We start from the raw sequence: 25,279 nt of genomic DNA, 5'->3' as shown, positions 1-25,279 counted from the left end.
GGAGGGTGGGGGCCGCGCCCGATGAGGACCTGACGGGTCCTCTGGCTTCGTGCACTTCGTTCCAGCCATGGGGGAAGAGAGGGGCCCGACACGAGCGCGAGGGCTTGGGAGTGGTAATGAGCGGCTGGCGCCAGGACTCATCCCTTCCCGAGGTACTTCTTGAAGCCGCGGCTCAGGTCGCCGCGAAAGCCCCGCCGCTCGAAGAGCCGGTGCGCATCCGCGCGGTGCATGGCGCTCAGCAGCATCATCTTGGTGCACGCGTGCTCACGGCATAGCGCCTCGGCGTGCTCCAGCAGGCGGCTCCCCAGCCCCTGGCCTCGCGCCGATGGGGCGACCACGAAGTTCTCCAGCACGGCGTACGGCCGCTCGCCGTACATCACGTCCGCGCAGAGCGTGACGAACACCGTGCCTCGCGCCTCGCCGTCCACCGCCGCCACGAGGAGCACGCTCGCCGGGTCCGCGCGCAGCCGCTCCACCCGCTCGGGCAGGACGCGGATGCGCGGGTTGTCCGGCACGAGCGACTGGTAGAGCGCGGTGAGCGCGGCGCTGTCGCGGCCCTCCGCTCGTCGGATGATGGGAGCAGGTGCGGCCGAGGGGACACAATCCATGGTGTGCGGGCGGCTACTGCAACCCCCGGGCCGTGGCCGGCGAGCCACACCGGCCAGCCTCCGTATACGGAAAGACAGACGGCTGGGGTAACAGTGTCTCCAATGCCTCGCGTGTTCGCGAGGCAGCCCCCCGGAGATTGTAATGACATTGAAGGTCTACATGCGGTCCCCCTCACGACTTGCTTGTGCGCTCTCGCTCTTCGCCCTGATGGGGTGCGGTCCCATGGACGCCGAGACGCCCATGCCCGACGAGGCCGGCGTCACGGAGCAGGAACTGACGACGATTGGCTATCGGAGCAGCAGCACGGCCGGCGGCGCCAGCCTCACCTCGCTCACCCTCAACAAGCCGGCGGGCACGGTGGCGGGTGACGTGCTGCTCGCGCGCATCGTCAACCGGAACAACGTCGCCGCCGTCCTGACGGCCCCGGCGGGCTGGAAGCTGCTGCGCTCGGACCAGAGCGCGTCTCAAATCAAGGCCTGGGTGTTCTACAAGGTCGCCGGCTCCAGCGAGCCCGCGAGCTACGCCTTCACCCTGGACCTCGCCAGCTACATGGCGGGGAGCCTCTCGGCGTTCTCCGGGGTCGACACGGTCAACCCCATCGACACGCACAGCGGGCAGAAGAACGGGCTCGTCGCGACCTTCGACACGCCCCCCATCACCACCACCGCCACCAACGGCATGGCCGTGTGGTTCGGCTCGCAAATCTGGACGGGCTCGGCGTGCCCCGCGAGCCCCATCGTCCCGCCGTCGGGCTTCACCGAGCCGTTCGACACGTGCCTCGTCTCGAGTTCCACGGGCATCATCTACGACGCGGCGTACAAGCCGCTGACGACCTCGGGCCTGCAGCCCGCGTTCAACGGCAGCTCGCCGTACGCGAACACGAACATCGCGCAGGTCGTCGCGCTCCGGCCGGCGGGCGGCGCCAACTGCGCCGTGGGGAACACCTACGCCAGCACGTACACCAACCTGGGCGTGGTGGCGGCCCCTGAAATCGTGGAGCCCTCGGGCCTGGCGGCGAGCCGTGTCACTCCGGGCGCCATCTACGTGCACAACGAGGACACCACCGCCATCGTCGCCATCAGCCCCAACGTCACCGCCGGCACCAACCAGTTGCAGACGCTGGGCGTCTTCAACGTGGCCAACGTGACGCCCGCGGACTGGGAGGACGTCGCCACCGGCCCGTGCCCCACGGGCTCCTGCATCTACATGGGGGACATCGGCCGCAATAGCGCCAACTTCCCCACGCCGCCCTCCACCTTCGCCGTCTACCGGATTCCCGAGCCCAACATCGGCGCGGGCCAGACGAGCGGCAGCCTGACGGCGGAGAAGTTCCCCTTCCAGTACCCGGACTCGCCCAAGGACGCGGAGGCCCTCATGGTGCACCCGACGACGGGCGACATCTACGTCATCACCAAGTCGGGCACCGGCCTGAGCAAGGTCTACAGGTTCCCCAAGCCGCTGCCGGCGCCGGGCACGATGATCACGCTCACCTTCGTGTCCGACCTCCAGCTGCCGACGTCCGCCAGCGACGTGAACTTCTCGTATACGACGGCGGCGGCCATCCACCCGTGCGACAACCGCTTCCTCCTCCGCACCTACCGGCGCGTCTACGAGTTCCGCGCGCCCGCGGGCAGCGGCTTCGAGGCGGCCTTCGCGGCCGCGCCCGTCGTGCTGACGGACACCGTCGAGGGACAGGGTGAGGCCATCGAATACGCGGCGGATGGCTCGGCCTACTTCACGATGAGCGAGAGCGACGCGCCCTTCGATTTGAAGCGCGTCCTGCGGCAGTAGTCCCCGCCGCTCGTGGCGGGGCATGCGCGCTCCCGGGCCCATGCCCCGCCGCACCGGCCTTCAGCGCCGGCGCCACAGCACCTCTTCAATCTTCCTCCATTCAGGAACTCTCACTTTCCAAGCAACTCGCTCGCACGGAACGAGAAAACCATCTCGTAACAAATCCCCCGCAATGGTTTCCCCTTCCCATTGGAGCGAGATGAGAAAGCTATTCCTGTGCATCACCGCGCTGGCGGCCACCCAGGCCCTGGCGGCGGACCGGATGAATCCGGCGGACCTGCGGCGCGTGACGAAGGCGCGTGAGCACCTCGTGCCGGCCGTCGCGAAGGAGTTCGGGCCCAAGGCCCGGTTCGTCCACCTCTTCGGCCAGGGCCGGGGAATGCTGGCGGGCGTCGTCGCGGAGATTCCGGAGCAGGCGTTGGGCACGGACGACGTGCCGCTGCTGGCCATCGTCCAGTACGACGAGGCGACGGGCGCGGTGCGCGTGGTGGACCGCGAGTTCAAGTACCGCGAGGCGCGCACGGTGGGGCGGGACGTGGCGCTGCTGGACGGCGCGGGCAACCTGCGCGTGCGCGAGGCCAACGGCCGGGAGCGGCTCCTGGCGCAGGGCGTGGGTGGAGACCTGTTCCCCACGGCCAAGGGTGACGCGCTGGTGGCGACGCTGCAGATGTCGGGCGCCCACAAGCACGAGACGTCGGTGGGCATCATCGACATGAACGGCCGCGTGAAGGTGCTGGCGGACGGCCCGGGCGTGGACGCGACGCCCAGCATCTCGCCGGATGGGCGGACGGTGGTGTTCGTGTCCGGCCGCACCTCGGTGGCCTCGTTCTACGTGACGGACGTGGACGGCGCGACGCCGAAGCAGCTCACCAACGTGGGCCTGGAGAACTGGATGCTGTTCGGCGGCCCGCCGAAGGAGTTCGTTCCCCCGCCCGTCTCCAGCCACCACATGGAGTGGGTGAGCGACGACGTGCTCCGCTACAACGCGGGCGGCGGCGAGTTCTGGAAGCTGAACGTGCGGACGGGTGCGGCGGCTCCGGACCTCGGGGGTGAGCAGTGATGCGCGCGATGATGAAGCAGCTCACGGTGACGCTGGCCCTCGCGCTGCTGGCGCTGCCGGCGGTGTCCTCGGCGCAGACGATGTTCCGCTTCCCCGCGTCACAGCTGGCGGACCAGTGCGGCAACGGCGGCTGCGTGGTCAGCGCGTACAAGGACTACGGCGGCAGGGACTACGCCTGCGGCGGCGTGCGCTACAGCGGCCACACGGGCACGGACTACGCGCTGGTCGGCGGGTTCAGCAAGATGGACTACGGCGTCTGGGCGATGAACGCCGCCCGGGGCTACGTCGAGGCGGCGGTGGATGGGTACTACGACCGGTGCAACTACTGGAACCAGTCCAACCCGTACGCCGCCTGCGGCCTCTACACGGCCAACTACATCATCATGCGGCACCCGGATAACACCCAGACCTGGTACTGGCACCTGAAGGCGTATACGCAGCAGTTCGCGCGAGGCACGACGCTCGCCTGCGGGAACTGGATTGCGCGCGTGGGCTCGTCCGGGGCCTCGACGGGGCCTCACCTGCACTTCGAGTACTGGGTTCCGGGCTATGGCACGGACGACCCGTATGCGGGCTCCTGCGGTACGCCGTACACGCGGTGGACCGCGCAGGGCGCGTACCGGGGGCTGCCCGGCATCACCTGCCAGTAGTGGAAGAGTGAATCACCGTTCATGACTGGGGCGCTCCCGACTCACGCGGGAGCGCTCCCACCCGAGTCAGGTGTGCACCCGGCACGTGGCGGGTTGCACATGCTGGGGCTTCGGGTGAGCATTCCGGACATGACCGCGGCTCCAGGAATGGGCTCTTCCTCGGCGGGACAGGCGAAGCTCGACTCACCGGATGTACAGGGTGTCTTCAAGGGACGCACGCTGAGCGTGGCGATGGTGGGGACCGTGCTGGTCGTCGTGCACAACTCGCAGCCGCCAGCGCAGGAGGAGTGGGCGCGGTACTGCGACCTCATCTCCGCGAACCAGCACATCGGCACCGCGCAGTTGGTGATTGCCGAGGGCCCCGGACCGAACGCGATGCAGCGCCAGCAGGCGCTCGACCAGGTGCCGAAGGGCTACGCCATCCCGCCCACGGCCGTCTTCACCCGCTCCGCCCTGGTGCGGGGCGTCGTCACGCTGTTCAACTGGTTCACGCCCCGGGCCATGCGCGCCTTCGCGCCGGGAGAGCTGTCGCCCGCCGCAGCGCACCTGAAGATGCCCGAGGAGCAGTTCCGGCACGTGGTGGACATCGCCTACGCACTGCTGCCTCCGGAGCCGTAGGCACACGGGGATCACGAACAGTCCGCGCCGACAATGCCAGCGAGCGGCACGCCTCCAGGGCAGGGGCTATATTCCTCCCATGGACCAGGACACCGACCCCCGACAGCGTGAGCGGTACTTCGAGCTGCTCCGAGGCCTGTCTCCGGCGGAACGGTTCCGCAAGGCGGCGGATCTGACTCAGGCGGTTCGATGGATGGCCGAGGCTGGCATCCGACAGCGATTTCCTCATGCTGATGAGACCGAGGTGCGAGTGCGACTGACCGAGCGCATCTATGGCCGGCAGGTGGCCCTCCGTCTCTTCGGTGCCCACCCCGCGATCCAGTCATGAACGAGCCCGCCGTCCTCCTTGTCGCGCTTCAATGCGCGGAGGCTTTCGAGCAGGCCCAGGTGGGCTACTTCCTGGGAGGCAGCCTCGCCAGCTCCCTTCAAGGTGAGCCACGCGCGACCAACGACATCGACTTCGTGGTGGACCTGAAACCAGCGCAGGTTGAACCACTGGCTCAGGCGCTGGGCAGTGACTTCGAGGTCGACGTCGAATCCCTGCGAGAGTCCGCCGCGCGTCGGAGCTCCTGGAACATCTTTCACCAGCCCACGGTCACGAAGGTCGACCTCTTCATGTTGCGCTCGGGCGCCTTCGACCACAGTGAGTTCTCGCGCCGACGGCGCGTAGTGCTGACGTCTGCAGGGCGTGGGCTCTACATCAAGAGCCCCGAGGACTCGGTGCTCCGCAAGCTACTGTGGTTCCGGGAAGGCGGTGAGGTTTCCACCACTCAGTGGCGCGACGTCGTGCAGATTCTTCGTCTCGCTGCCGGCACCCTGGATGAAGGATACCTCCGGGAGTGGGCAAGCCGGCTCGGCACACAGGCTCTGCTCGAACGAGCGATGCGCGATGCCTGACTCCGTGGGGTGAGGCACTCATGGCGGAAGCAGGCGCAGCGCGCAGCCGGGCGTCACCAGGGGCGGTGCCTCGCACGTCACCTTCAAACCGGCGCCCTCCTCCAGGACGTCCAGCTGCTTCGACTCCTTCAGCGGGTCGAACGTCGCCGGCACCGAGGGCTTTCCTCGCGGTGTCACCTCTACCGTCACCGGCCCGGCCACCTCGGGGATGCGCTCCAGTGACAGCGAGCGCACCTTCGCCTCCGCCGCCTTCACGTCGACCTCGCACGCCGCGCCGCCGCGCAGGCTGAGGATGCCCTTCGTGAGGGTGCAGCCCTTCCCCACGTCCAGCTCCTCCACCGTCACCGCGCGCGGCTTCAGGAAGCGCTCCCGCAGCTTCTGCGCATGCTCCGACGGCTTCGTCCTTCGCGGCGACTCGCTCGTCGCGCCGAACCCGACGCCCAGTACATAGAGCGCCACAATCGCCACAATCGCGAGGATGAGCACCGCGTGGATGGGCTTCAGCTCGGGCATGGCGCGGTCAAGGTGGGGGAGCCTGCTGCTCCTTCTGGAGCTGCTGGATGCCCTGCAACGTCCGGGAAGACCCCATCAGCACGTCCTGGTTGATGCGCGTATCCCGCACCGGGATGCACCGTCCGCCGATGCAGGCGCTGAACGGCGGGCAGAGGGCCGCGCACACGGACGTCACCGGTGCCTGCTGACACGTCGTCGAGCAGAAGCCCGAGAGGCACACCTCGTTCCCCGTGCACCGCTCTCCATCCGGCAGCTGGCACAGCTTCGTCGGTCCACACCGCGAGGGCTCGCGGCACTGCTCGTTGTCCTCGCAGCGCCCATCATCCCGATTGCACCGCTTGTCCCCCGTGCAGAAGAAGCTCGAGCAGTCGCGGTCGCTCTCACATGCCTCCCCGGGCGCGAGCAGGCACAACCGCGAGCCGAGCACCGGCGTGCACTTCAGCGGCCCCGGGCAGTTCGCGTCACTCGCACACGTCTGCCCCAGCGCCAGCTCGCACCGGCCCTGCCTGTCACAGAAGCCCGTGAGGCACTCGGCGCCCCCGTCGCAGGACTGACCCTGCGCCACCAGGCACACGCCCCCGTCCACTCCCGTGCACGCCAGCCCCCGGTCGCACGCCCCCTCCGGACAGGGCTGCCCCAGCTTCGGCGCCTCATCCCCATCTCGCGAAGCCATGATGGCAATCACCGTCCCCACGATGAGCGCGATGCCCGCCGCCAGCGCCACCAGGAGCCACGGAAACGGCTTCTTCGGCGGCGGCGCGGCCAGCACCTCGAAGCCCGTGGAGGGCCCCTCCGCGTAGTGCTCGTCCGGGTTCTCCACGTCCACCACCAGCAGGTGGAACGTGAGGCGCCCCGGCGGCGTGCCCGGCGGCACGTGCACCCGCACCGTGAGGTGGTGCGTGCCGTCCGGAGGGAAGTCCCGCTCCGCGAGCCCACCCATGCTGAACCACTCCGCCTTCGCGCCGGCCCCCGGCACCACCGAGGCCCGGGCGCGCACGGGGGCGCGCAGCGCGTTGGACACCGTGAAGGCCACCTCCCCCTTCCCCACGGCATCCAGGCGGATGGAGTCCGTCACCGCGGTGATGTCGAAGGCGCGTGGCATCAGCCTGCTCCCTGGGCCGGCTGCTCGAAGCGCAGCTCGTAGGTGACGTAGGCGGGCTTCTCCCGCTCGATGATGCGCTCCAACAGCAGCCGATGGGCCACCACCGCCCCGGGCGCACGCACCCGGATGTGGAAGGGACGGGGCCTCCCGTCAGGGTCCGGCACCACTTCGTCCACCTCGAAGTCCGTGCGGCCCGTGGCCGTCGTCAGGAACAGGCGCAGTCCGCGCGCCGTGCCCCGCCAGCGGGAAATCTCCACGGCCGCGGCCACCAGCTCGCGCAGGCGCCCCAGCCCCGTCGTCACCGGCAGGTCCATGCCCACCCAGCGCGCGAGGAAGGGCACGAAGCGCTCCGGTGCCCGGCGCGGGTCGAAGTGCGCCTCCAGCCGCGAGAGCACCGCCTCGCTGGGCGCGTGCAGCACCTCCATCACCTCCAGCAGCGCGGCCAGGGGCGACGCGGGCTGCACGGTGCGCTGGAAGACGCCGGGCAGCAGGCGCTGGATGTCAGGGCTCCGCATGGTCCGTCACCACCTCCAGCGAGTGGGCGCCCGAGCACAAGAGCCACGTGGGCGGCAGCGTCACCTTCTCCGTGAACTCGCGCGTGGACACCGGCTCGTAGCGCTCGCTGTCCGCGGGCCGGCGGAAGACGCCGTCCGGACCACCGGCCAGTAGCGGCGCGCCCCGGGGCGACGCGGCCAGCGCGTACACGGGCTGGAAGAGGCGCTCCGCCTCGCGCAGGGGCAGGCCGCTGCCCACCTCGGGCTTGCGCCACGCCACGCCCGGGCGGCTCGCGTCCAGCCACAGCACGCCCACGCGGTGGCTGCCCGCGTACACGGTGGAGCCACTGAAGGCCAGCGCGAGGCAGCTCCCGCCATCCCAGTTCTTGTCGAAGGGCCGCCACCCGTCCGGCGGGTCCGCGCTGCCCATCAACTCCCAGCACAGGCAGCCCTTACCCGGGTCCGCGCCGCTGGCCGCCGCCAGCCCCGCCCAGAGGAACGAGCGCGGCCCGTCCCGCTGCACCTCCAGCACCCGCACGTCCGCGCCACGCGGGCCGATGGGACGGAAGGTGCCGCTGCGCCCGCCACCCGCCGAGAGGAAGACGCCGCGCGTGCCCATGGCCGCCACCGCCACGTTGACCGCACCGCGCACGTCCGTGGTGGCCGCCACCGCGAAGAAGCCCAGGTCCTGGTTCGCCGGGTCCACCAGCACCTGAATCGGCGTGGCACCGGGACGGGCCACCAATTCGAAGAGGCCCACCCGCGTGGCCAAGAGCAGCACCGGCACCCCTTCGCGCTCCGCCCACGCGAGGTCCTCCACCGCGTCCAGCGTGTGCGTGTACGGCTCCCACGTCTCGCCGCAGTCGAAGGAGATGTGGATGCGCGAGCGCTTCGTGTCGCTCGCCAGCCGCGCCGCCACCGCCACGTAGCCCGCGCGGTGTGGATGCGCCTCCACCGCGTCCACGTCCTCGCCGGGGAACAGGCCCGCCTTCTCCCAGCCGTCCGCGTCGTTCACCGTGCGGAACAGCGTCTCTCCTCCGCCCGCGTAGAAGGTGCCGGGCTGGAAGGTGTCCGCGGCCAGCGTGCGCACCTCGCGTGGCACCTCGTCCACCATGAGGCGCACCCGGTCCAGGTAGCTGACGCCCGGCTCGGCCAGCAGCGCGTCGTACACGTGCGAGGCCCGAAGCGCCTGTCCGAAGCGCCAGCCCTCCGGCTGCAGCGGCGACGGCAGCGGCGTGAGGGTGCGGTGGAGCCGCTCGACGAGCCGCGTGCGCAGGGCCGCGGTGTCCTCCTCGCGATGCGCCACCACGCGCGCCTGCACGCGCACCGTCTTGTAGCGCGCCCACTCCACGTGACACATGGTGCCCAGCGGCCGCCGCACGTCGAGCTCGGCATGGATGCGGGCGCGTGCTTCTTCCGTCTCGTGCACGCGCAGGGTGGCCTCGGTGATGCCCTCGCCCGCGGTGCCCTGCACGTCCGGCGGCAGGTGCGGCACCAGCAGCACCTCCACCGTGCCCGCGGGCGCGTGGGCCCACAATTGCGCCAATGTGACGGCCTTCGCGCGCGCCACCGCTCCGGAGCTGCGCAGCGCCAGCAACTCGAAGTCCCCCGCCGTCACCGCCCGCCGCAGCGAGTGCAGCTCCTGCGGCCCGCGCAACAGCGCGTTGTCCAGCGACTCCGCGGGCCGGCCGCCCGTGGCGGGAGCCGGGTTCGTCACCTTGAGGCCCGGAATGGGCACCTTGAGCAGCTCCAGCGTGCCCGCGCCCACGTTGCCCGAGGCGCCTCCGCCGCGCCGGTACCAGAGGCGGATTTCACGCCCCGCTCCCGGCACCGCCGCCAGCGCGCGCGCCTCGCCCAGCTCACCGGCCTCGCTCGCCAGCCGCGCGGAGGGAGCGAAGGTGATGAGCCCCGTCATCCGGTCCACGAGGTACGCCGGCTCATCCGGCCCGAGCGCGGAGAAGGTGTCCACCTCGCGCCACACGCGGTATGTGCGGCCGTCATGTCTGCGGGCCGGCGCGCGCGCGTCCAGCTCGCCGGGCGCCGCCTCGACGCCCACCACCAAATCCAATGAGTCGCCCGTGGGCGCGACGATGGGCGGCCGCTTCGCCTGCACGGTGAGCCCCGGCAGGCCGGTGCCCGTGCCCGCCAGCTCCGAGTCCACCTGCTCGCAGTGGTAGGCGAGCACCTCCGCACCGGTGCCTCCGGCGGGAATCGTCACGGGGTCCGCGGTGTGGAAGACGACGGGCTCCGCGCCCGCGCCGGCCCGCGCCAATGTGACGGGCGTGTTGCGAGGCACCTCCACCGGCCGCTCCGCCGGGCGCGCGAGCGTGAAGCGCAGGCGCACCGACGCGGCGGCGGGCGGCTGGAGGCGCACGCCCAAGAGGCGCAGGAACTCCACGTAGGCCTTCTCCGGCAACCGGTTGAGCCGGTACAGCATCGTCTCCGTGAGATGGGCGAACACCTCCACCAGCACCATGCCCGGGTCGTGAGGGGAGAGGTCCGTCCAGTCGGGGCACGCGGCCTGGATGCGCTGGCGCGCCTGCTCCACGAGCTGCGCGAAGGTCCGGTCATCCAGGCGCGGGGGCGGCAGCGAGGTCATGTCGGGCCTCCCGCGAGCGAGAAGGGATGGGCCAGCCGCTCGGTGCGCCCGGTGGCGCGCACGCGGTACTCCAGCGTGATGTCCAGGCGGTGCGGGTCCTCGGGCGCGCGCGTGGCGTCCAGGTGCAACACCTGGATGCGCGGCTCCCAGCGCTCCAGCGCGCGGCGCACGTAGTGGATGGCGAGGCCCGCGGTGGTGTCGTCGTTGTTGGAGAAGAGGAGCCGGTGCAGCTCGCAGCCATAGTCGGGGCGCATGACGCGCTCGCCGGGCGTGGTGGTGAGCAAGAGCAGCACCGCCTGGCGGATGGCGGCGTGCTCCTCCACCATCTCCACCCGGCCGGTGGGAGCGAGGCGCAGCCCCGAGCGCTCCGCCCTCTCGAAGTCCGGGTGCGCGAAGCGCCAGGTGCGGTAGCGGGGCGCGCTCATCCGGCCTCCGTCACCAGCGTCTGCCCGGGGGCGTTGACCTTGTACTTCACCGTGCCCGGCGGAGTGCCGTCCGTCAGCCCTCGCAGCGAGTCCAGGCACACGGGCCTGCCCTCCACCGTCACCCACGTGGAGTAACCCTGCTGCACCGCCAGCGTGCTCGTGCACGGCTTGATGGTGGGGCCGATGTTGGGGCACCCGCCGATGGGACGCCCCTCGGGGTCCGCGCGCACCAGCACGGGCCGGCCCTCCACCGTCACGAAGGACTGCGAGTGGACGAGCCCCACCCGGCCCAGCTCGTGGGCACACACGACCAGCGCATCGACGGTCAGCACGCGCATTCAGCCTCTCCGGAAGTCGATGGACCGTCCTTGGATGACCACGTCCTGCCCGGGCGCCTCGAGGTCGAGCGCCCCCTTCGAGTGCAGGCGCACGCCGCCGGGCGACAGCTCCAGGTAGCTGCCCGTGCTGTCCTCCAACCGCAGCGTGCGCGACTGGTCGTCCAGCCGCAGCGTGTGCCCGCCCGCCGTCAGCAGCGTGTAGCGCCGCACCGAGCCGCCCTCCACGCCCGCGTCCGGAGGACCGCCCATGCCATAGAGGCCGCCCACCACCACGCCGCGCGCCGGGTCCTCTCCACCGAGCGCGAGCAGCACCGTGTCCCCCACGTCCGGCAGCAGCATCAGCCCCTTGCCGGCGCCGCCGCCCGCGGCGAGCACCTGCATCCAGTCCGTCTCCACGCCGCCGTAGGCCGGCAGCGTGGCGCGCACGCGGCCCTTGCCGTCCGGGTCGTCCACGCGGCTCACCACGCCCAGCGTCACCGCCGAGGCCCGGGTGCGCTGCCGACGCGGCGGAGGCGCGGAGGACAGCTCGGTGATGAAGCCATGGCGCGCGTCCACCCGGTGCGTGACGGCGGTGAGCACGTACTGGCCCGCCACCGCGGCGGCCACCCCGCGCACGTCCACGCGAGCCCCGGGGCGCAGCCGCGCGTCTCCTTCCGCCACGGCGGTGAGCACCACCTCGCGGGCGCTCCGGTAATCCAGCTCCGCCTGGGCCGCGGCGTCGACGTGCGGAATGCCTTCCGCGGCCTCGTCCACCAGCGAGCGCCGGGGCTCACCACCCACGCTTCCCGGGTCCACCTCCGCGTCCACGCCGCGCCCCACGCGGGGCCGCTCGGCATGGCCGACGTGAGGTTCGGCGCGCTGCGCGTCCCAGCCCTCCGCGGACACCTCGCGGCAGGCGGCGTCGCCGTTCACCTCCACCGTGGCCTCCAGCAGCGACTCGCCGAGCAGCAGCGGCAGCGGCGGGCCCTCGCCCTCCAGCGTCAGCAGCCGCAGCGTGTCGCCGTGCAGCACCGGGTAGAGGCCACAGCGGTCCGCCTGCTCCACGAGGAAGTCCAGGTCGGACTGGCCATGCTGGATGAGGTGGCGCCACAGCGGACCGGGCGCCGCCGCGTCGACGGAGAGGCCCAGCCCCGAGGCCAGCTCGCGCGCCAGGTCCTCCAGCGTCACCTGCACGTGCGCGCGCACCGGCTGACGCTTTCGCAGGCGGTGGAGCACGTCATAGCCGCGCACCCGCACCTCGCGGGCGCCGCCCGTGGCGTGGACGTACTCCACGGCCGTCACCTCGCCCGAGAAGAGGTCCTCCGTGCCGGCGCCGGCCGCCACGCGCAGGGCCGTGCCCGGGGGAATCGCCGACACGGCGAGCGGTCCGCGCGGGTCGGTGAAGGTCAGCTCACACTGCGCGGGCACGGCCAGCCACCGCCTCACGCGCACGGCGGAGAGGCTGCGCAGGTCCGCCACCGGCAGGGGCGAGCCTCCGGCCTCGATGCGCAGCTCCGGCAGTCCGCGCGGGCGGCTCACCTCACCCTCCGGAGCGCCTCGGGCGTGGGCAGTCTCAGCACCTGCCCCGCGGGAAGGTTGTTGGGGTCCGCCACGCCGTTGAGCGCGGCGATGAGCCTCCACAGGGAAGGGTCCCCGTAGCGCTGGTACGCGAGCTCATCCAGCCGCTGTCCCGACGGTGCGCCCGCGTCCTCGCCCGCGCCGAGCACCGTGTGCGCCTCGTAGTCCTCCGGCGACAGGGCCGCGGCCACGGCCTCCGGGTCTGGCGGCTCCTGCTCGACGACAGGCTCGCGCGGGGCCACCTCGTCCTCCACGCGCAGCAGGCGCATGCGCAGCCACGAGCGGCGGGGCGCGCCGGTGGAGGTGAAGTCCTCCAGGCGCTCGGCCACGGCCGCCACCACGCCGAGGTAGTTCCCCCGCTTGCCCCACACCATGCGCGCCAGCGATGGCCGCATGGCGCCGTCCTCGCGCAGGCCGTTCTCCGCCAGCCGCCACAGCGGCTCGGTGAGGTCCCTCACGTCCTCCGTCTGGAGCGTGGAGCCGGAGAGCGACACGTCGAAGAGCAGGTCCAGCGTCAGCTCCGTGCGCCCGCCGCCGGTGAAGAGGAGCGGGTCGTCCCCCGGGCCGCCCCAGGGCAGCGAGCCTCCCAGCGCGCGCCTCGGGTGCAGGCCCGCCACCCGGCGCATGACGAGCGTCTCCGGGTTGAGCAGGCACCCGATGCGCTCACCGCCAGGCTCGATGAGGAAGGCCACGCGCTCCATCACTCGCCTCGCTGTTCACGTTCCAGCCGGCGTTGCCGCTCCCACTCGCGCAGTTCCACCACCGTGTCGTCACGCTCCTCCCGGGGTTCGGGCGGCAGCTCGGGCCACGTGCCGGGCGCGGAGGACGCGGGCGTGCTCTCGGCGGCGGATGGCGCGGCCTCCAGGCTGGGGAACCCGGGCCGGGCGGGAGGCGCCTCCGCCTCGTGCGGCCGCCAGCGCATGAGGGACTGGGCACCATCCCAGGCGCCGTCATCCGTGGGCGAGACGCGGTGGCGAGGTGGCTCGCGGGACACCTGTGAGGAGACGGGGTCTCCATCGAGGAACAGCAGCCGCACCCGCGGCAGTCCGGAGGTGGGGAGCGCCTTCTCGGGCTCCAGTGCCTCGGGCTCGGCCGGAGACCTGGGAGGGATGGCGCGCCGCCCGGGCAGGCGTGGGAGCTCGGCGGGGCTGTCCGAGAACGGAGGCAGGTCGCTCCAGGGAGACCGGGAGATGGGCGCCAGCGGGTTCGATGCGCTCCCGGAAGACGAAGCACTCCAGGAAGGGCGAGGCGGCGCTCCGCCTTCGTTCGCGCGAGACGCCGGAGTGGAGGCGAGGGCGGGCGGCCGGAACGCGGCGAAGGTCTCCGGACCGAGCCCCCACACGTCCTCCGGGATTCGCGACGCTCGCGGCTCCGGCTCGGGCAGCGGGGCGGCTTTCCGCTCCTCGGGTCGAGGGGCCCGGGAGAACCGCGTGGACGCGGAGGCATCGCGGAACTCGAGCGACGACACCCGAGGCAGTCCCGCCGCTCGGGTGGCCACCGGCTCCGGAGGGCCCGGGGGACGCGCCTCCGGAGGGAATGGCCTCACGGAAGGCGGCACCGCCGTGCGAGCCACGCCCGCTCCCCGCGCCGGGCCGGGTGGCACGGGCGCTTCGCGCATGGAGCGCTCCAGGAGTCCTGGCGCGCCCTGCCTCACCCGGTCCAGCCAGTCCTCGGGAGGCCCCTTCTGGCGCGCCTGGATGTCACGCAGCCAGTGCTCGGGCGGACCGTCGTGGTGCCCTCCCCCGGGCGACGAGACGTCCCGCGCCTGGGACGCGGCGGCCGTCGAGCCGCGCGGGTGTCCCGACGGTGGGCGGGCCGGCACCCCCGCCGGGCCCTGGGGTTGTCCCGGCGGCGTCGATGCGGAGGCCGCCTCCGAGGGCGCGGCCACCGTGTTCGAGGAAGTCGGCGCGTGCGTGGCGTCGGGGCCGGACAGCGCCTCGTCGGCGAGCACGGAGTCGGCCCAGGCTTTCATCTGGCGGGCCACGGCGCGAATCCAGGCGGCGCGGCCGCGTGTCGGAGTGCGCTCAGCCACGGGAGATGGACTCGAAGACGAGTGTGAGGGAGTCGATGGCGATCTGCTGGCCCAGCGCGTCCAGCGGATGTGCCTTCCACTCGGTGGGCCACGCCTCGTTGAGGTTCCAGCGCAGGCGCTCCGTCACTCCGTCGATGTCCAGCATGAGGACGGAGACGTTCTTCCGCTGGGGCACGCCGCTCACCGAAGCGAGGAACCAGGTCCACAGCTCCGGGGACTGGGTGAGGCCGTAGCGCAGCGTCACGTCTCCGTACGAGACGGGGCCGGGCAGCCGGCGCACCACGGGGCCGGCGCCACCCTCGCGGAAGTGCAGCGCGGACACCTTCACCTGGAGGCCGGTGCACTGCGTGAAGTGCCCCTCGTTCACCCCGTCGATGAGCAGCTTGAAGTTGTACGCGCGGAACGGGTCCACCAGCGCGCCGGGCTGCGCGCCCGCGTCCTGCTCCGGCGGCGGCGCGTCGGGAGCCTTGGCTTCAGCCATGGGACACCTCCTCCACTTCCGCGCCGCCCGCGTGCTGGCCGATGCGGAAGATGATGAACTCCGCGGGCTTCACCGGCGCCAGGCCGATGACGGCGAACACCTGCCCCGCGTCGATGGTCTCCGGCGTGTTCGTCTGCTCGTCGCACTGCACGAAGAACGCCTCCTCCGGCGTGCGTCCCATCAGCGCCCCGTCCCGCCACAGTCGCAGCAGGAACGCGCTCACGTCGCGCTTGATGGACTTCCACAGCGTGGGGTCGTTCGGCTCGAACACCGTCCAGTTCGTGCCCAGCGCGATGGACTCCTCCACGAAGTTGAAGAGGCGGCGCACGTTGATGTAGCGCCACTCGCTGGCGGCGTCGGCCACGGTGCGAGCGCCCCACACGCGGATGCCTCCGCGCGGGAAGTAGCGGATGCAGTTGACGCCCACCTGGTTGAGCTCGCCCTGCTCTTCCGGCGTCACGTCGCGCACCAGCCGCAGCGCCCCGCGCACCACCTCGTTGGCGGGGGCCTTGTGGACGCCGCGCGTGACATCCGTGCGCGCGTAGATGCCGGCCATGTGGCCGGACGGAGGCACGTTGACGAGCGTCTTCCCGTCGCCGAGCGGGTCCGGCGTGGAGAACCACGGGTAGTAGAAGGCGCCGTAGCCCTGGTCGGAGTTGCGCGGGCGCAGGCCGCCCTTCGCGTCGCCGGTGGAGACCCGGGTGAGGCGGCCCACGTCGTCGACGTCCTCGGGGGCGTCGAGGAGGGCGACACGGTCGCGCATCTTCTCGCAGTGGGACAGGAGCGCGTCCCAGGCGGCGGCGTCGGCGAAGCCGGGGGCGGCGACCATGGCCACCTCGCTGACCTCCTCGAGGACGGCGACGCCCTGGCGGCGGCGCGCGTCGCCGACGAGGCTCTCGCTCTCGCCGATGTTGACGATGAAGCAGCGCCGGCCGCCGTTCTCGAAGAAGCCGTACACGGCGCGGGCCAGCGGGGTGCTGGGGGTGCCGGGCGGGGCGAACTCCTTGACGAACTGGGCCCAGCCGTTGACGGGTACGGCCTCGTGGAGGCGGGAGCCCACGGCGGGGGCGCGGCCCACGAAGGCGGCGGTGGTGGTGCCCACGCCCTGGATGGAGCGAGTCCCGCTGGGCACCTCCTCCACGTAGACGCCGGGCGTCAGGTAGTTCGGCACGTCACTCCTCCTTCAGCGGCAGACGGATGAGCAGCGGCTGTGGCTCGGCGGCGAGCGCCTCCGCGCCGAGCGCGAGCACCTCGCCCTTGGCCCGCACCTCCAGCCGTCCCAGCGTGGCCACCGGGGGCACGCGGGGGAAACGGAAGCAGCCCCTGGCGTCGGTGCGGGTGGTGAGCTTCAGCGACGGCAACTCCACGAGCGCGCCGGGGATGGGGATGTCGCCGGGGCCCACCACGCAGCCAGCGAGCACCTCGGCCGGCACGGACTGGGTGACGAGGGGGAAGCGCACGCGGTGGACGACAGGCTGCGGGCGGTCGCGGCGCACGGGCACGCGGAGGCGGAAGCCGGGGCGTGGGGCGACACGCAGGCCGGCCCACACGGTGGTGGGCACGGGGGTGAGCTCCACATCGAAGTCGGCCTCCTCCATGGCGGCGAAGACGAGCTCGCCGAGGAGCCGGTGGGCGCGCTCGGGCGAGTCGGCGCCGGTGGTGACGAGGTAGCAGACGGAGATTTGCAGCGGGGGGCGGTTGCCGCCGCGCGCGGGGGGCGCCGGGCCGAGCTCGAGGAGGTAGAGGCAGACGCCGCGCTCGAGGGACTCGCGGTCCGGCACGCCGAGGAACACGGGGGTCTCCCCGGCGATGCGGCCGACCCACGCCTTCAATCGCTGATCGACTTCGTCGATCATCCGGTCCCTCCCAGGTGTCCTGGGCCGGAGTTCACGGGCGGCGCCTCGCTGCCTGTGCTTTCCGGGCACGCAAGGTCTCACCGGACCTGGGGCGCCGTAAGTGACCCGCGGGGTGGCGCGACGTCAGGACCTCAACAGGTGGGGATTGGGCGAGGCCTACTTGATGGGCGTGAGCAGTCCCGCCTGCTCCAGCAGTTCCTGCACACTCGCCGCCAGCGCGACATGCTCCGGGTTGCTCGCGGTGAAGCGCTCCGGGGTAAGGGTGACGAGCGTGCCCTTGTCCCCAACAGGCTCCACGCGAACGGGGGCAGGGAGCGCGGGCAGCGTTCCCCGCGTCCGCGCGAAGTACATGACCCAGCCAACGAACGTTCCGGCCTTGGAGCGCTGCAAAACCTCGTCCCTGTGAACCTGAGACGTGGCAATCCCCCATTCCGGCTCCCAGGCGAGCACCATCGCGCGCAGGACGTGGACCAGGGTGGCGGCTGCCAGGACGCGCTCCCGCGCGGGTCCCTCGGTGGGAAGACTCAGCGTGCAGAGGTCCCCGATGAGCGCGGAATTGGAGCCACAGGCCAATCTGACTCCGCTGCTGGCGCCGTCGGGCTCTCCGTTCCACGCGGAGAACGCGATGCCAGCATCGTCGCGCCGGTACTTCTTCTTCCTGAACAAGCCGAGCAGGGTCTCCGCATCTGGCGCGAACGGAAGTTCGAGCGCCGCCGAGCGGGAATCCGCCTTCTCCAACCACCGTCCCAAGCTCGCGTCAGCGGAAGCCAGGAGCCGGAAGAAGAGCTCCGCACGCCGAGCATAGGACTCGACGGATTCGACCCGCCCGGGCCAGTAGGCACCGGCATAGTAGGACTCGACCATTGCGCGAACGTCCCCTGTTATCTGGCTGGTGTGAAGACCACCTTGATGTCGTCGAGGTCGCTGTCCCGGAGCATGGCTCTCACCGCGTCAGCCACTTCGCGCTCCGCGAAGTGCCACTCGATGGGCGTTCCCAGTGCCGCCATGAACTGTCTTTCCGCCTGCTGAAGCATTCCGTCCGCCCCCCGGAACCACGCCCTGAAGCTCCCATTCTTGAGGAATCTGGCGTAGCCCGGTCCCTTCGTCTCCAGCAGCACGCCGTCCCGGTAGCCGTCGAATTTCACCCCCCGCACCGTGTACGCATACCCGTCAGGCGCTCCGGTGACCTGAGCCTGGTACGCACGCGAGGGCGCGCTCATGCTCTCGCTGACGGGCTCCCATTTTCCCGGCCCTTCAGCAGGCGGGCTCCCTCCGCCCTTCGCAGGTGCCCGCTGCAGGATGATGGCCGCACCCGGCCCACCGCTCAGCACCATGGCGGCCCGCCCCACTGGCACGGCGACACGCTCCATCACCAGCGTGCCTTCCGTGGACAGGGACAGCACCGGCACGGTGGCCTCGGCTCCGCGCAACGTGCCCGTCACCGTCCGCGTGACGCCTGAAGCGGTGCCCCAGGTGGCCAGCAGCGAGGTGGTCAGCTTGGAGAGCGCCTTCACCTGCTCCCCTCGCGTCATGTGCCGGAAGCGCTCCAGGTACTCGGGCGACGAGGCCACCAGGGCCGCGAGTCCCGCGGGCAGGTGCCTCAACGCCGCGAGGCTGTCCCCCGGGTGCGTCAGCAGTTGGCTCACCGCGAGCGCCAGCTCCACGAAGGCCTCCTCGGCACCCTCCAGCGCCCGGCCCAGCGGGTCCGCGTCGTCGTACACCTCGGCCAGCACGCCGCCGGCCTCACGCAGGCTGTCATCCAGGAGACGGAAGACACCGCCCCGGCCGGAGTAGAAGCGGCCCAGTTCGAAGGGACCGGCGTGGAAGGAATCTTCCTTCCACCGCATGGGCGCCACGCGCTGCTGCGTGCGCCCATTGCGAACCCAGGCCAGGTAGCCGTCCGGCCGGAGCACCGCGACCTGGGAGAAGCGGCCCACCCGGCGCAGCAGCTCCTCCCGTGACACCTCGCCGCGCTCCAGCACTTCACGCAGCAGGTGCCCCGCGGCCAGCCTCGCTGGGAATTGGGCCAACGTCACCGGCCGCTTCAGCAGCAGCGCGAGCAGCCGTCCCGCCGCGTCCGGGGTCAGGGGCTCGCCCCGAGCGGGCAGCGCGCCCAAGTCCCCCAGTCCCGCGGAAACCAGCAGGTGCTCGAAGGCATCCACCCGCACGGCGCCACTGGCAACGGCTCGCAGGGCCGTATCGGCCGGGCTCACCATCGCGACCTCCCGCCCCCGGCTCTCCACGCTCCGGTGACTCGGGGGGAACTCGGACGCCGGGAAACCACGCGTGTCGTAACCCAGGGACGCTGGAGGCGCCGACGCACAGCCGGTGACCACACACGCCAACAGCAGGCTCCATCCTCGTGGCATCGCGAAGGCCCCGCTCTCCCATCCAGCTCACCCGGATGGAGGCCCCAACGCTACACGACAGAGCAGCAAGCCCCGCCTTCCTGGCCGCCCGCTTCCCCAGGTCGCCCCGGATACGCTCCTGTCCGCACACGACCATTCGCGGGTCATTTCCCGCGACGTGACTTCCGTTTCCCGCCGGGCGCGCGAATGATGGCCCCCGGGCCGGAGAACACCGCTGGAACCTTCCATGACGATGGCGACATCCCTGATGAGACGACTCCTACGACACCATGGCGCGCTGCTGACCTGCTTGCTGGCGCTCGCGGCCGCCGCTCCCGCGTCCGCGCAGGACGATGGGCCGCAACTGCGCAAGTTCGGCGTCCTCCTGGACGCGGGCGCCCCGCACGGCGTGGGCCTGTCCGCCGTGCTGCGCCCCCTGCCCTGGCTGCGGCTCCAGGCGGGCCCCACCACCAACTCCCTCAGCTTCGGCCTGCGCGGCGGCGTCAGCATCCTCCCCCTGCAGACCTTCATCGCCCCCTCCTTCAACGCCGAGGCCGGTCACTACTTCGGCTCCGACTACAACGACGTCGTCGACTGGCTCGGCTCCAACCCCAGCCGCTCCGCCGAGGCCATCAGCGACGTCACCTACGACTACATCGGCGGCAGCGTGGGCCTCGAAATCGGCTCCGCGAAGCGCTTCAACTTCTTCCTCCACCTGGGACTCAGCTACGTGTCGCTCAACGTGGATGACGCGAGCGCCCTCATCCAGGACGTCGCCGACGACCCGGATGTCACCGCCCGCAACCTCTCCGTCCGCGCCACCATCCCCTCCGTGAAGCTGGGCTTCCTCCTCTACTTCTTCTGAGCCGGAGCACGACGACCATGCGACTGACTTCTCTCCGAGCCCTGCTGCTGTCCGCCACCGCGCTCCTCGCCACCGGCTGCGACTCGCTCTTCTCCATCGAGGCCGAGGTCGAGGAAATCTGCACGACGGAGCCCGAGAACGACTTCCCCGCCGCCCTCCCCCTCACCGTGAGCGTCCGGCAGACCCTCTCCTTCCCCCTGGGCGACATCACCGACCCGCTCCCCGAGGACGCCGAGGTGGAGACGGACCTGCGCCTCAAGGTCTTCGAGGTGAACGCCGACACGGACCTGAGCGGCATCGAGCGCGCCAGCGTGTCCGTGCGCCGCCCGGGCACCGAGGACACCGTCCTCCTCGGCGAGTACCGCCGCACCAGCACCAGCCCCACCCGGACGCTGCGCATCACCGGCAGCGGCTCCGTCAACCTCCTCGACCTCGCCCGGCAGGAGGAGCTGGACTTCGTCTTCGAGGCCCGCGGCACGCTGCCCACCGAGGACTGGTCCGCCAGCTTCCGGGCGTGCGCCGGCGTCCGCGCGGAGACGAACTACTTCGACCTCGTCTTCTGACGCTCGCCGGGGCGCGCAGCCGTTGCGCCCCACCGCTCCCGGCACGCAGCGGCTGCGTGTCCGGGAACGCACGTCTCCAGCAGGCCCCGGCTCGCGCCCATACCCGGGGCTGGCCGGGGCCTTGCTATGTCCACTCCTCAGGAGGCCCGCTTCTTCCCGCCGGGCCAGGAGGACACATGGACACCATCGAGCGCTTCATGACCCGCTCCGTCCACACCATCGGGCTGAAGAGCCCGCTGGTGGAGGCCCACCGGGTGATGAACGAGCACGGCATCCGCCACCTGCCGGTGCTGGAGGGCGGGCGGCTGGCGGGGCTCGTCTCCCAGCGGGACTTGCACCTCATCGAGACGCTCAGGGACGTGGACCCGAAGGAGGTCTCCGTCGAGGAGGCCATGTCCCAGGACTGCTACACCGTCGAGGCCGGCACGCCGCTGGCCGAGGTGGCGCGGGAGATGGGCCGTCACAAGTACGGCTCGGCCGTCATCGTCGAGGGCTCGCGCGTGCTGGGCATCTTCACCACCACCGACGCGCTGCTCGCCCTGGACGCCGTCCTCTCGCGCCCGGCCGTGTCCGAGCCGAAGGGCCCCGCGAAGAAGGCCGCTCCGCGCAAGGCGGCCTCCAAGGGCGCCGCCCGCCCGGCCGCGCGCAAGGCGAAGTCCGCCGGCAAGGCTCCCGCCCGCAAGGCCCCCGCGAAGAAGGCCGCGAGCCGGCGCACCCGCTGAAAGCGGACGGCCCCACTCAGGCCACGTGCGCCGGAGCCACCACCAGGGCCTCCGGGGGCGCGGGCGGCTGCACGCCAAGGAACTCGCTCCGCGTCCCCATCACCAGGTCGAAGAAGGGGTGCGTCACGCACCAGTTCGCGTTCTGGTCCTTCCCCATGTGGTGGTCGTAGTGCCACGGCAGGTGCTCGCGCGCCCACGCCGGGTCCAGGTGCGCGCGCCGGTGCACCCGGTAGTAGTTCACCGCGCAGGCCCACACCGTGCCCACGAAGAAGGGCGCCACGGGCAGCAGCGGCGCATGCGCCAGCGCCAGCGCCGCCAGCGCCACGAGCTCCTTCGTCTTCGCCGACCACGTCCACAGCGAGCGCATGTACTGGTCGTCCACCATGTCGTGCCGCCGCGACTTCTGGTGGTGCTCGTGCCAGTGGAAGCTCCAGAAGCTCCGCCGGTGCTTCCCCAGGCCGTGCAGCACGTGCTTGTGCAGCACCCATTCCCCGAAATTGGAGTACGCCCAGCCCAAAGGAATGCCGATCATCGTTGCTCTCCGGCAGGCGTCCGGCCGACGCCCTGCTGCGAATAATGACTATTTGGTCACTCTTTTTCTATAACGCAAGAAGATGGAGCGCGCCAATGGGGACCGGTGACGGCACGCGAGGCACGGGAGGGGAGGTCTCCTCCAAGGCGGATGTGAACAGGCCCGGGCGTCCGGGCGGGCGGCGGGAGGCCCAGCGGCGCGAGCGGCAGAAGGAGCTGGAGGACGCGGCGCTCCAGCTCTTCCTGGAGCGGGGCCTGGACGCGGTCACCATCGACGACATCACCCAGGCGGCCGGCGTGGCCAAGGGGACGTTCTACCGGTACTTCGACGACAAGGCCGCCCTGGTGGACGCGCTCCTGGAGCCGGTGCGGCGGGAGCTGCTCGCGGGCATGGAGGCGTGCGGCAGGGCCCTCGCGGAGGCGCGCGGCGTGGAGGCCATGTTCGACGCGTACCGCGCGGTGGCGGCCGTCATCGCCAGCGCGCTGTTGCAGTACCCGGGCGTGGTGCGGCTGTACCTCCAGGAGAGCCGCGGGCCCGCGGCGGGTGCCCGCGCCAAGGTGGTGGAGTTGTCCCGGCTGGTGTCGCGGCACGCGGTGGACATCACCGAGAAGGCGCACACACATGGGCTCTTGCGGCCCATCCGCCCGGCGGTGAGTGGGCTCGCGGTGGTGGGCGCGGTGGAGCGGCTGCTCCTGGCGGTGCTGAGCGAGGAGGACATCGGCAACCCGCTGGATCTGCCGGACGCGCTCACCACGCTGGTGCTGGACGGGCTGCGGCTTCCGCCGGAAGGCCACAAGCCCGGGCGCCGGAAGTTGGACGGGGGCCCCAAGCGCCCTTAAGGGTGGGGCGTGGGAAGCAAGCGGGCCAGGGGCGGTGGCGGAGGCGGGCTCAACGTCCCCAGGTGGGCGTGGCTCCTGCCGTGCGCGTTTCTGCCCGTGGTGCTGCTCAACCTGGCCATCGCGTGGCTGGGGGACACGCACGTCAACCCGCTGTCCTTCTCCTATCTGGAGGCCAAGGTGGGGGCGCTGAGCGCGTACGCGGCGCACCGGCCCTCGTGCCTCGTGAACGGGCACGAGCCGCTGGAGCCCCTCATCGACGCGGCCGAGCGCCGGCACCGGCTGCCCGCGGGGCTCTTGCGCGCGCTGGTGAAGGTGGAGTCGGAGTCGCGCGTGCACCGCATCTCCCCCGTGGGAGCCATGGGGCCTGGACAGCTCATGCCAACGACGGCGGCCATGCTCGGCGTGGAGGACCCGTTCGACCCGGCGCCCGCCATCGACGCGAGCGCGCGCTACCTGGCCGAGCAGCTCCGGCGCTTCCGCGATGTGCGGCTCGCGGTGGCCGCGTACAACGCGGGCCCGGGCGCCGTGAATGGCCGCGTGCCTCGCAACGGGGAGACGGAGTTCTACGTGCCCAAGGTGCTCGCCGCCTGGGAGCACACCCGCCCCGCCGCCCCCGTCGTCGTGGCGGCCCGGACGGCGCCGAGGGCCACCACGCCCCGGAGCGCCCCGGCCGTGAAGCCCGCCGCGCCACCGAAGCCCGTGCTTGCCGCGAAGCCCGCCGCGCCACCGAAGCCCGTGCTTGCCGCGAAGCCCGCCGCGCCACCGAAGCCCGCGCCGGCAGCGAAGCCGAGGTCCACGCTCGCGGAGAAGTCCCCGGCCCGTGCCCCGGTATCCACGAAACCCGCCGTCACGAAGCCCGCGGCGCGAACGAAGCCACCTGCGTCCGCGGATGCTCAGCCGAAACCCTCCTCGGCGAGCGCCCGGCGCGGCTGAGCTGGTCTGCTCCCAGCAGACGCGCCCGGCGCGGCTGATTCAGGACGCCGTAGGCACTGCACGGAGCAGGGCGCTGCCTGGCGATGCTCGGATTGGAGCGGCGCACGGAGCAATGGGCGCGAGAACGCTGTCGACCCGGAGGTCGCATCCCGCTCCGGGAGGAGCCGACACCTCGACGCACTCCCGTCGCTCCAAGCGCTTCTGCCCCGGAGTCGCGGGCAGCTGAAGCGTCCCCGGAAACCTGACCCGAGAGCGGAGTCCCCACGCGTCCCGCACCCGGGTCTTCCCTTCCGAATGCTTCCAGCGTCGTGGCGCCCGCACGCGACGCGCCCACGCCACCGGGCTCCGAGTCTTCCGTCGCAGCACCCTCCAGGAGAGGAGTCCCCTCGCCTCCAGCCTCAGCGCCTTCGGCGACAGCACGCCCCAGCGAAGTCGTACCCGCGTCTTCTGTTTCAGCGTCTTCGGTGACAGCACCCTCCAGCGAAGGAGTCGCCGCGCCTTCTGTCTCGGCGTCTTCGCTGCCAGCGCTCTCCAGCGAAGTCGTACCCGCGTCTTCTGTTTCAGCGTCTTCGGCGGCAGCACCCTCCAGCGAAGGAGTCGCCGCGCCTTCTGTCTCGGCGTCTTCGCTGCCAGCGCCCTCCAGCGAAGTCGTACTCGCGCCTTCTGTCTCGGCGCCTTCGCTGCCAGCACCCTCCAGCGAAGGAGTCCCCGCGCCTTCTGTCTCAGCACCTTCGCTGCCAGCGCCCTCCAGCGAAGTCGTACCCGTGCCTGCCGCCTCGGTGCCTTCGGTGCCAGCGCCGTCCAGAGGAGGCGTTCGGCCGCCTCCGGCACCGGAGTCCTCCGCCGCCGCCAGCGCCTTCCAGAGCACCCGCCCCATGGGACTGACGTTCTCCAGCGCGTCCTGCTCGGCCCCTCGCGCCACGGCTCGCACCAACTCCGCCAGCGCTCCCCAGATGAGCCCCTCACCTACCCGCACGCTTCCCGGCGCCAGCGCGCCCACGCGCTCACCGTTTGCAAGCACCTCCCTCACCACCTCCCGCGCCTGGGCACCCAGGGCCTCCGGCTCCAGCGAGTCCGGATGCCAGTGCATGAAGGTGAAGTGGAACAGCTCCGGCTTTCTCGTCGCGCACCACGCCAGGTCCTCCCAGAAGCTGTCGAAGACCTCGCGAAAGCTGCGCTCCGGCTGCTCCGGCGCCAGCTCGAAGTCCACGCGTGCGATGCGGCAGAGTTCGGTCTCGGCCCACTGGCGCACCTCCCGCGCGAAGCCCGCCTTGCTGCCATAGCGCCGATAGAAGCTGCCCACGGACATGCCCCCCGCCCTCGCCAGCTCCTCGGCTCGCACGTGCCCGTAGCCGCGCCCGGCCAGCGCCGCCGCCGACTCGCGGAGCGTCACCTCGCCCAGGTTCTCCCAATCCCACCTCCCCATCGAGGTCCACATCCCCATCCGCTCCCTCC

The 25,279-nt window shown here is 71.7% G+C and carries 28 protein-coding genes; 11 read left to right on the top strand and 17 right to left on the bottom strand.

Annotated features, from left to right (window positions below):
* Nucleotides 1-137: 137 nt before the first annotated feature.
* Nucleotides 138-608, bottom strand: a complete 471-nt coding sequence (locus HG543_RS31790; RefSeq protein ID WP_169348667.1) for a GNAT family N-acetyltransferase — start codon at nucleotides 606-608, stop codon at nucleotides 138-140.
* A 223-nt stretch (nucleotides 609-831) separates the two neighbouring features.
* On the opposite strand from HG543_RS31790, the gene HG543_RS31785 reads away from it, so the two are divergent.
* The 6 genes from HG543_RS31785 to HG543_RS31765 all read left to right on the top strand — a co-directional run bounded on the left by HG543_RS31785 (nucleotide 832) and on the right by HG543_RS31765 (nucleotide 5,625).
* Nucleotides 832-2,400: a cell wall anchor protein gene (locus HG543_RS31785; protein ID WP_246357435.1), complete on the top strand. Its 1,569-nt coding sequence runs from the start codon at nucleotides 832-834 to the stop codon at nucleotides 2,398-2,400.
* A gap of 199 nt (nucleotides 2,401-2,599) precedes the next feature.
* Nucleotides 2,600-3,460: a TolB family protein gene (locus HG543_RS31780; RefSeq protein WP_169348666.1), complete on the top strand. Its 861-nt coding sequence runs from the start codon at nucleotides 2,600-2,602 to the stop codon at nucleotides 3,458-3,460.
* Nucleotides 3,460-4,110, top strand: coding sequence for a M23 family metallopeptidase (locus tag HG543_RS31775; RefSeq protein ID WP_246357434.1), 651 nt, complete (start codon nucleotides 3,460-3,462; stop codon nucleotides 4,108-4,110). Before HG543_RS31780 ends, HG543_RS31775 begins: the two co-directional genes overlap by 1 nt.
* Nucleotides 4,111-4,209: 99 nt before the next feature.
* Nucleotides 4,210-4,728: an STAS/SEC14 domain-containing protein gene (locus HG543_RS31770; RefSeq protein WP_246357433.1), complete on the top strand. Its 519-nt coding sequence runs from the start codon at nucleotides 4,210-4,212 to the stop codon at nucleotides 4,726-4,728.
* A 79-nt stretch (nucleotides 4,729-4,807) separates the two neighbouring features.
* On the top strand, nucleotides 4,808-5,056 hold the full coding sequence (locus HG543_RS57255) for a hypothetical protein (RefSeq protein WP_500690504.1): 249 nt from the start codon (nucleotides 4,808-4,810) through the stop codon (nucleotides 5,054-5,056).
* Nucleotides 5,053-5,625 (top strand): hypothetical protein, encoded by a 573-nt coding sequence (locus HG543_RS31765; RefSeq protein ID WP_169348665.1) that lies wholly within the window; start codon nucleotides 5,053-5,055, stop codon nucleotides 5,623-5,625. Before HG543_RS57255 ends, HG543_RS31765 begins: the two co-directional genes overlap by 4 nt.
* A gap of 18 nt (nucleotides 5,626-5,643) precedes the next feature.
* Here the strand turns inward: HG543_RS31765 and HG543_RS31760 are convergent, their stop codons facing one another.
* The 14 genes from HG543_RS31760 to HG543_RS31695 form a co-directional block, all read right to left on the bottom strand.
* Entirely contained in the window at nucleotides 5,644-6,138 is a 495-nt protein-coding gene (locus HG543_RS31760; RefSeq protein WP_169348664.1) for a hypothetical protein, read from the bottom strand.
* 7 nt (nucleotides 6,139-6,145) lie between these two features.
* Entirely contained in the window at nucleotides 6,146-7,240 is a 1,095-nt protein-coding gene (locus HG543_RS31755; RefSeq protein WP_169348663.1) for a hypothetical protein, read from the bottom strand.
* On the bottom strand, nucleotides 7,240-7,755 hold the full coding sequence (locus HG543_RS31750) for a phage tail protein (RefSeq protein WP_169348662.1): 516 nt from the start codon (nucleotides 7,753-7,755) through the stop codon (nucleotides 7,240-7,242). The genes HG543_RS31755 and HG543_RS31750 overlap by 1 nt, the downstream gene beginning before the upstream one ends.
* Nucleotides 7,742-10,333 carry a putative baseplate assembly protein gene (locus HG543_RS31745; RefSeq protein ID WP_169348661.1) on the bottom strand — a complete coding sequence of 864 codons (2,592 nt, stop codon included), beginning with the start codon at nucleotides 10,331-10,333 and terminating at the stop codon, nucleotides 7,742-7,744. Before HG543_RS31745 ends, HG543_RS31750 begins: the two co-directional genes overlap by 14 nt.
* Entirely contained in the window at nucleotides 10,330-10,758 is a 429-nt protein-coding gene (locus HG543_RS31740) for a GPW/gp25 family protein (RefSeq protein WP_169348660.1), read from the bottom strand. The genes HG543_RS31745 and HG543_RS31740 overlap by 4 nt, the downstream gene beginning before the upstream one ends.
* Entirely contained in the window at nucleotides 10,755-11,096 is a 342-nt protein-coding gene (locus HG543_RS31735; RefSeq protein WP_169348659.1) for a hypothetical protein, read from the bottom strand. Before HG543_RS31735 ends, HG543_RS31740 begins: the two co-directional genes overlap by 4 nt.
* Nucleotides 11,097-12,614 carry a phage baseplate assembly protein V gene (locus HG543_RS31730; protein ID WP_169348658.1) on the bottom strand — a complete coding sequence of 506 codons (1,518 nt, stop codon included), beginning with the start codon at nucleotides 12,612-12,614 and terminating at the stop codon, nucleotides 11,097-11,099.
* Entirely contained in the window at nucleotides 12,611-13,354 is a 744-nt protein-coding gene (locus HG543_RS56500; protein WP_169348657.1) for a LysM peptidoglycan-binding domain-containing protein, read from the bottom strand. The genes HG543_RS31730 and HG543_RS56500 overlap by 4 nt, the downstream gene beginning before the upstream one ends.
* Nucleotides 13,354-14,685 carry a hypothetical protein gene (locus HG543_RS31720; protein ID WP_169348656.1) on the bottom strand — a complete coding sequence of 444 codons (1,332 nt, stop codon included), beginning with the start codon at nucleotides 14,683-14,685 and terminating at the stop codon, nucleotides 13,354-13,356. The genes HG543_RS56500 and HG543_RS31720 overlap by 1 nt, the downstream gene beginning before the upstream one ends.
* Complete coding sequence (locus tag HG543_RS31715) at nucleotides 14,678-15,166, bottom strand: phage tail protein (RefSeq protein WP_169348655.1); 489 nt, start codon at nucleotides 15,164-15,166, stop codon at nucleotides 14,678-14,680. Before HG543_RS31715 ends, HG543_RS31720 begins: the two co-directional genes overlap by 8 nt.
* Nucleotides 15,159-16,337, bottom strand: a complete 1,179-nt coding sequence (locus HG543_RS31710; RefSeq protein WP_169348654.1) for a phage tail sheath C-terminal domain-containing protein — start codon at nucleotides 16,335-16,337, stop codon at nucleotides 15,159-15,161. The genes HG543_RS31715 and HG543_RS31710 overlap by 8 nt, the downstream gene beginning before the upstream one ends.
* Nucleotide 16,338: 1 nt before the next feature.
* Entirely contained in the window at nucleotides 16,339-17,022 is a 684-nt protein-coding gene (locus tag HG543_RS31705) for a carboxypeptidase-like regulatory domain-containing protein (RefSeq protein WP_169348653.1), read from the bottom strand.
* Between the two features lie 156 nt (nucleotides 17,023-17,178).
* Complete coding sequence (locus HG543_RS31700; RefSeq protein ID WP_169348652.1) at nucleotides 17,179-17,886, bottom strand: Imm52 family immunity protein; 708 nt, start codon at nucleotides 17,884-17,886, stop codon at nucleotides 17,179-17,181.
* Between the two features lie 17 nt (nucleotides 17,887-17,903).
* The gene (locus HG543_RS31695) at nucleotides 17,904-19,238 is read right to left on the bottom strand and encodes a Tox-REase-5 domain-containing protein (protein WP_169348651.1); all 1,335 of its coding nucleotides are present in this window, start codon (nucleotides 19,236-19,238) and stop codon (nucleotides 17,904-17,906) included.
* Between the two features lie 379 nt (nucleotides 19,239-19,617).
* On the opposite strand from HG543_RS31695, the gene HG543_RS31690 reads away from it, so the two are divergent.
* The 3 genes from HG543_RS31690 to HG543_RS31680 all read left to right on the top strand — a co-directional run bounded on the left by HG543_RS31690 (nucleotide 19,618) and on the right by HG543_RS31680 (nucleotide 21,520).
* Nucleotides 19,618-20,235: a hypothetical protein gene (locus HG543_RS31690; RefSeq protein WP_169348650.1), complete on the top strand. Its 618-nt coding sequence runs from the start codon at nucleotides 19,618-19,620 to the stop codon at nucleotides 20,233-20,235.
* Nucleotides 20,236-20,252: 17 nt separating this feature from the next.
* Nucleotides 20,253-20,798, top strand: a complete 546-nt coding sequence (locus tag HG543_RS31685) for a hypothetical protein (protein ID WP_169348649.1) — start codon at nucleotides 20,253-20,255, stop codon at nucleotides 20,796-20,798.
* 176 nt (nucleotides 20,799-20,974) lie between these two features.
* Nucleotides 20,975-21,520 (top strand): CBS domain-containing protein, encoded by a 546-nt coding sequence (locus tag HG543_RS31680; RefSeq protein ID WP_246357431.1) that lies wholly within the window; start codon nucleotides 20,975-20,977, stop codon nucleotides 21,518-21,520.
* A 16-nt stretch (nucleotides 21,521-21,536) separates the two neighbouring features.
* Here HG543_RS31680 and HG543_RS31675 read toward each other — a convergent pair whose 3' ends face one another.
* Entirely contained in the window at nucleotides 21,537-22,052 is a 516-nt protein-coding gene (locus HG543_RS31675; protein ID WP_169348648.1) for a hypothetical protein, read from the bottom strand.
* Nucleotides 22,053-22,147: 95 nt separating this feature from the next.
* On the opposite strand from HG543_RS31675, the gene HG543_RS31670 reads away from it, so the two are divergent.
* Both HG543_RS31670 and HG543_RS31665 read left to right on the top strand, forming a co-directional pair.
* Complete coding sequence (locus HG543_RS31670) at nucleotides 22,148-22,891, top strand: TetR/AcrR family transcriptional regulator (protein WP_169348647.1); 744 nt, start codon at nucleotides 22,148-22,150, stop codon at nucleotides 22,889-22,891.
* A gap of 9 nt (nucleotides 22,892-22,900) precedes the next feature.
* Entirely contained in the window at nucleotides 22,901-23,824 is a 924-nt protein-coding gene (locus HG543_RS31665) for a transglycosylase SLT domain-containing protein (protein WP_169348646.1), read from the top strand.
* On the opposite strand, the gene HG543_RS31660 is transcribed toward HG543_RS31665, so the two are convergent.
* Nucleotides 23,739-25,279: TetR family transcriptional regulator (locus HG543_RS31660; RefSeq protein WP_211194287.1), on the bottom strand; the 1,541-nt coding region annotated here is incomplete at its 5' end. The two genes, HG543_RS31665 and HG543_RS31660, sit on opposite strands and share 86 nt — an antisense overlap.

Origin of the sequence: Pyxidicoccus fallax, from assembly GCF_012933655.1 — a bacterium.
GTDB classification, from domain to species: Bacteria; Myxococcota; Myxococcia; order Myxococcales; family Myxococcaceae; genus Myxococcus; species Myxococcus fallax.
This window is presented reverse-complemented; position numbering and strand designations above follow the sequence as displayed.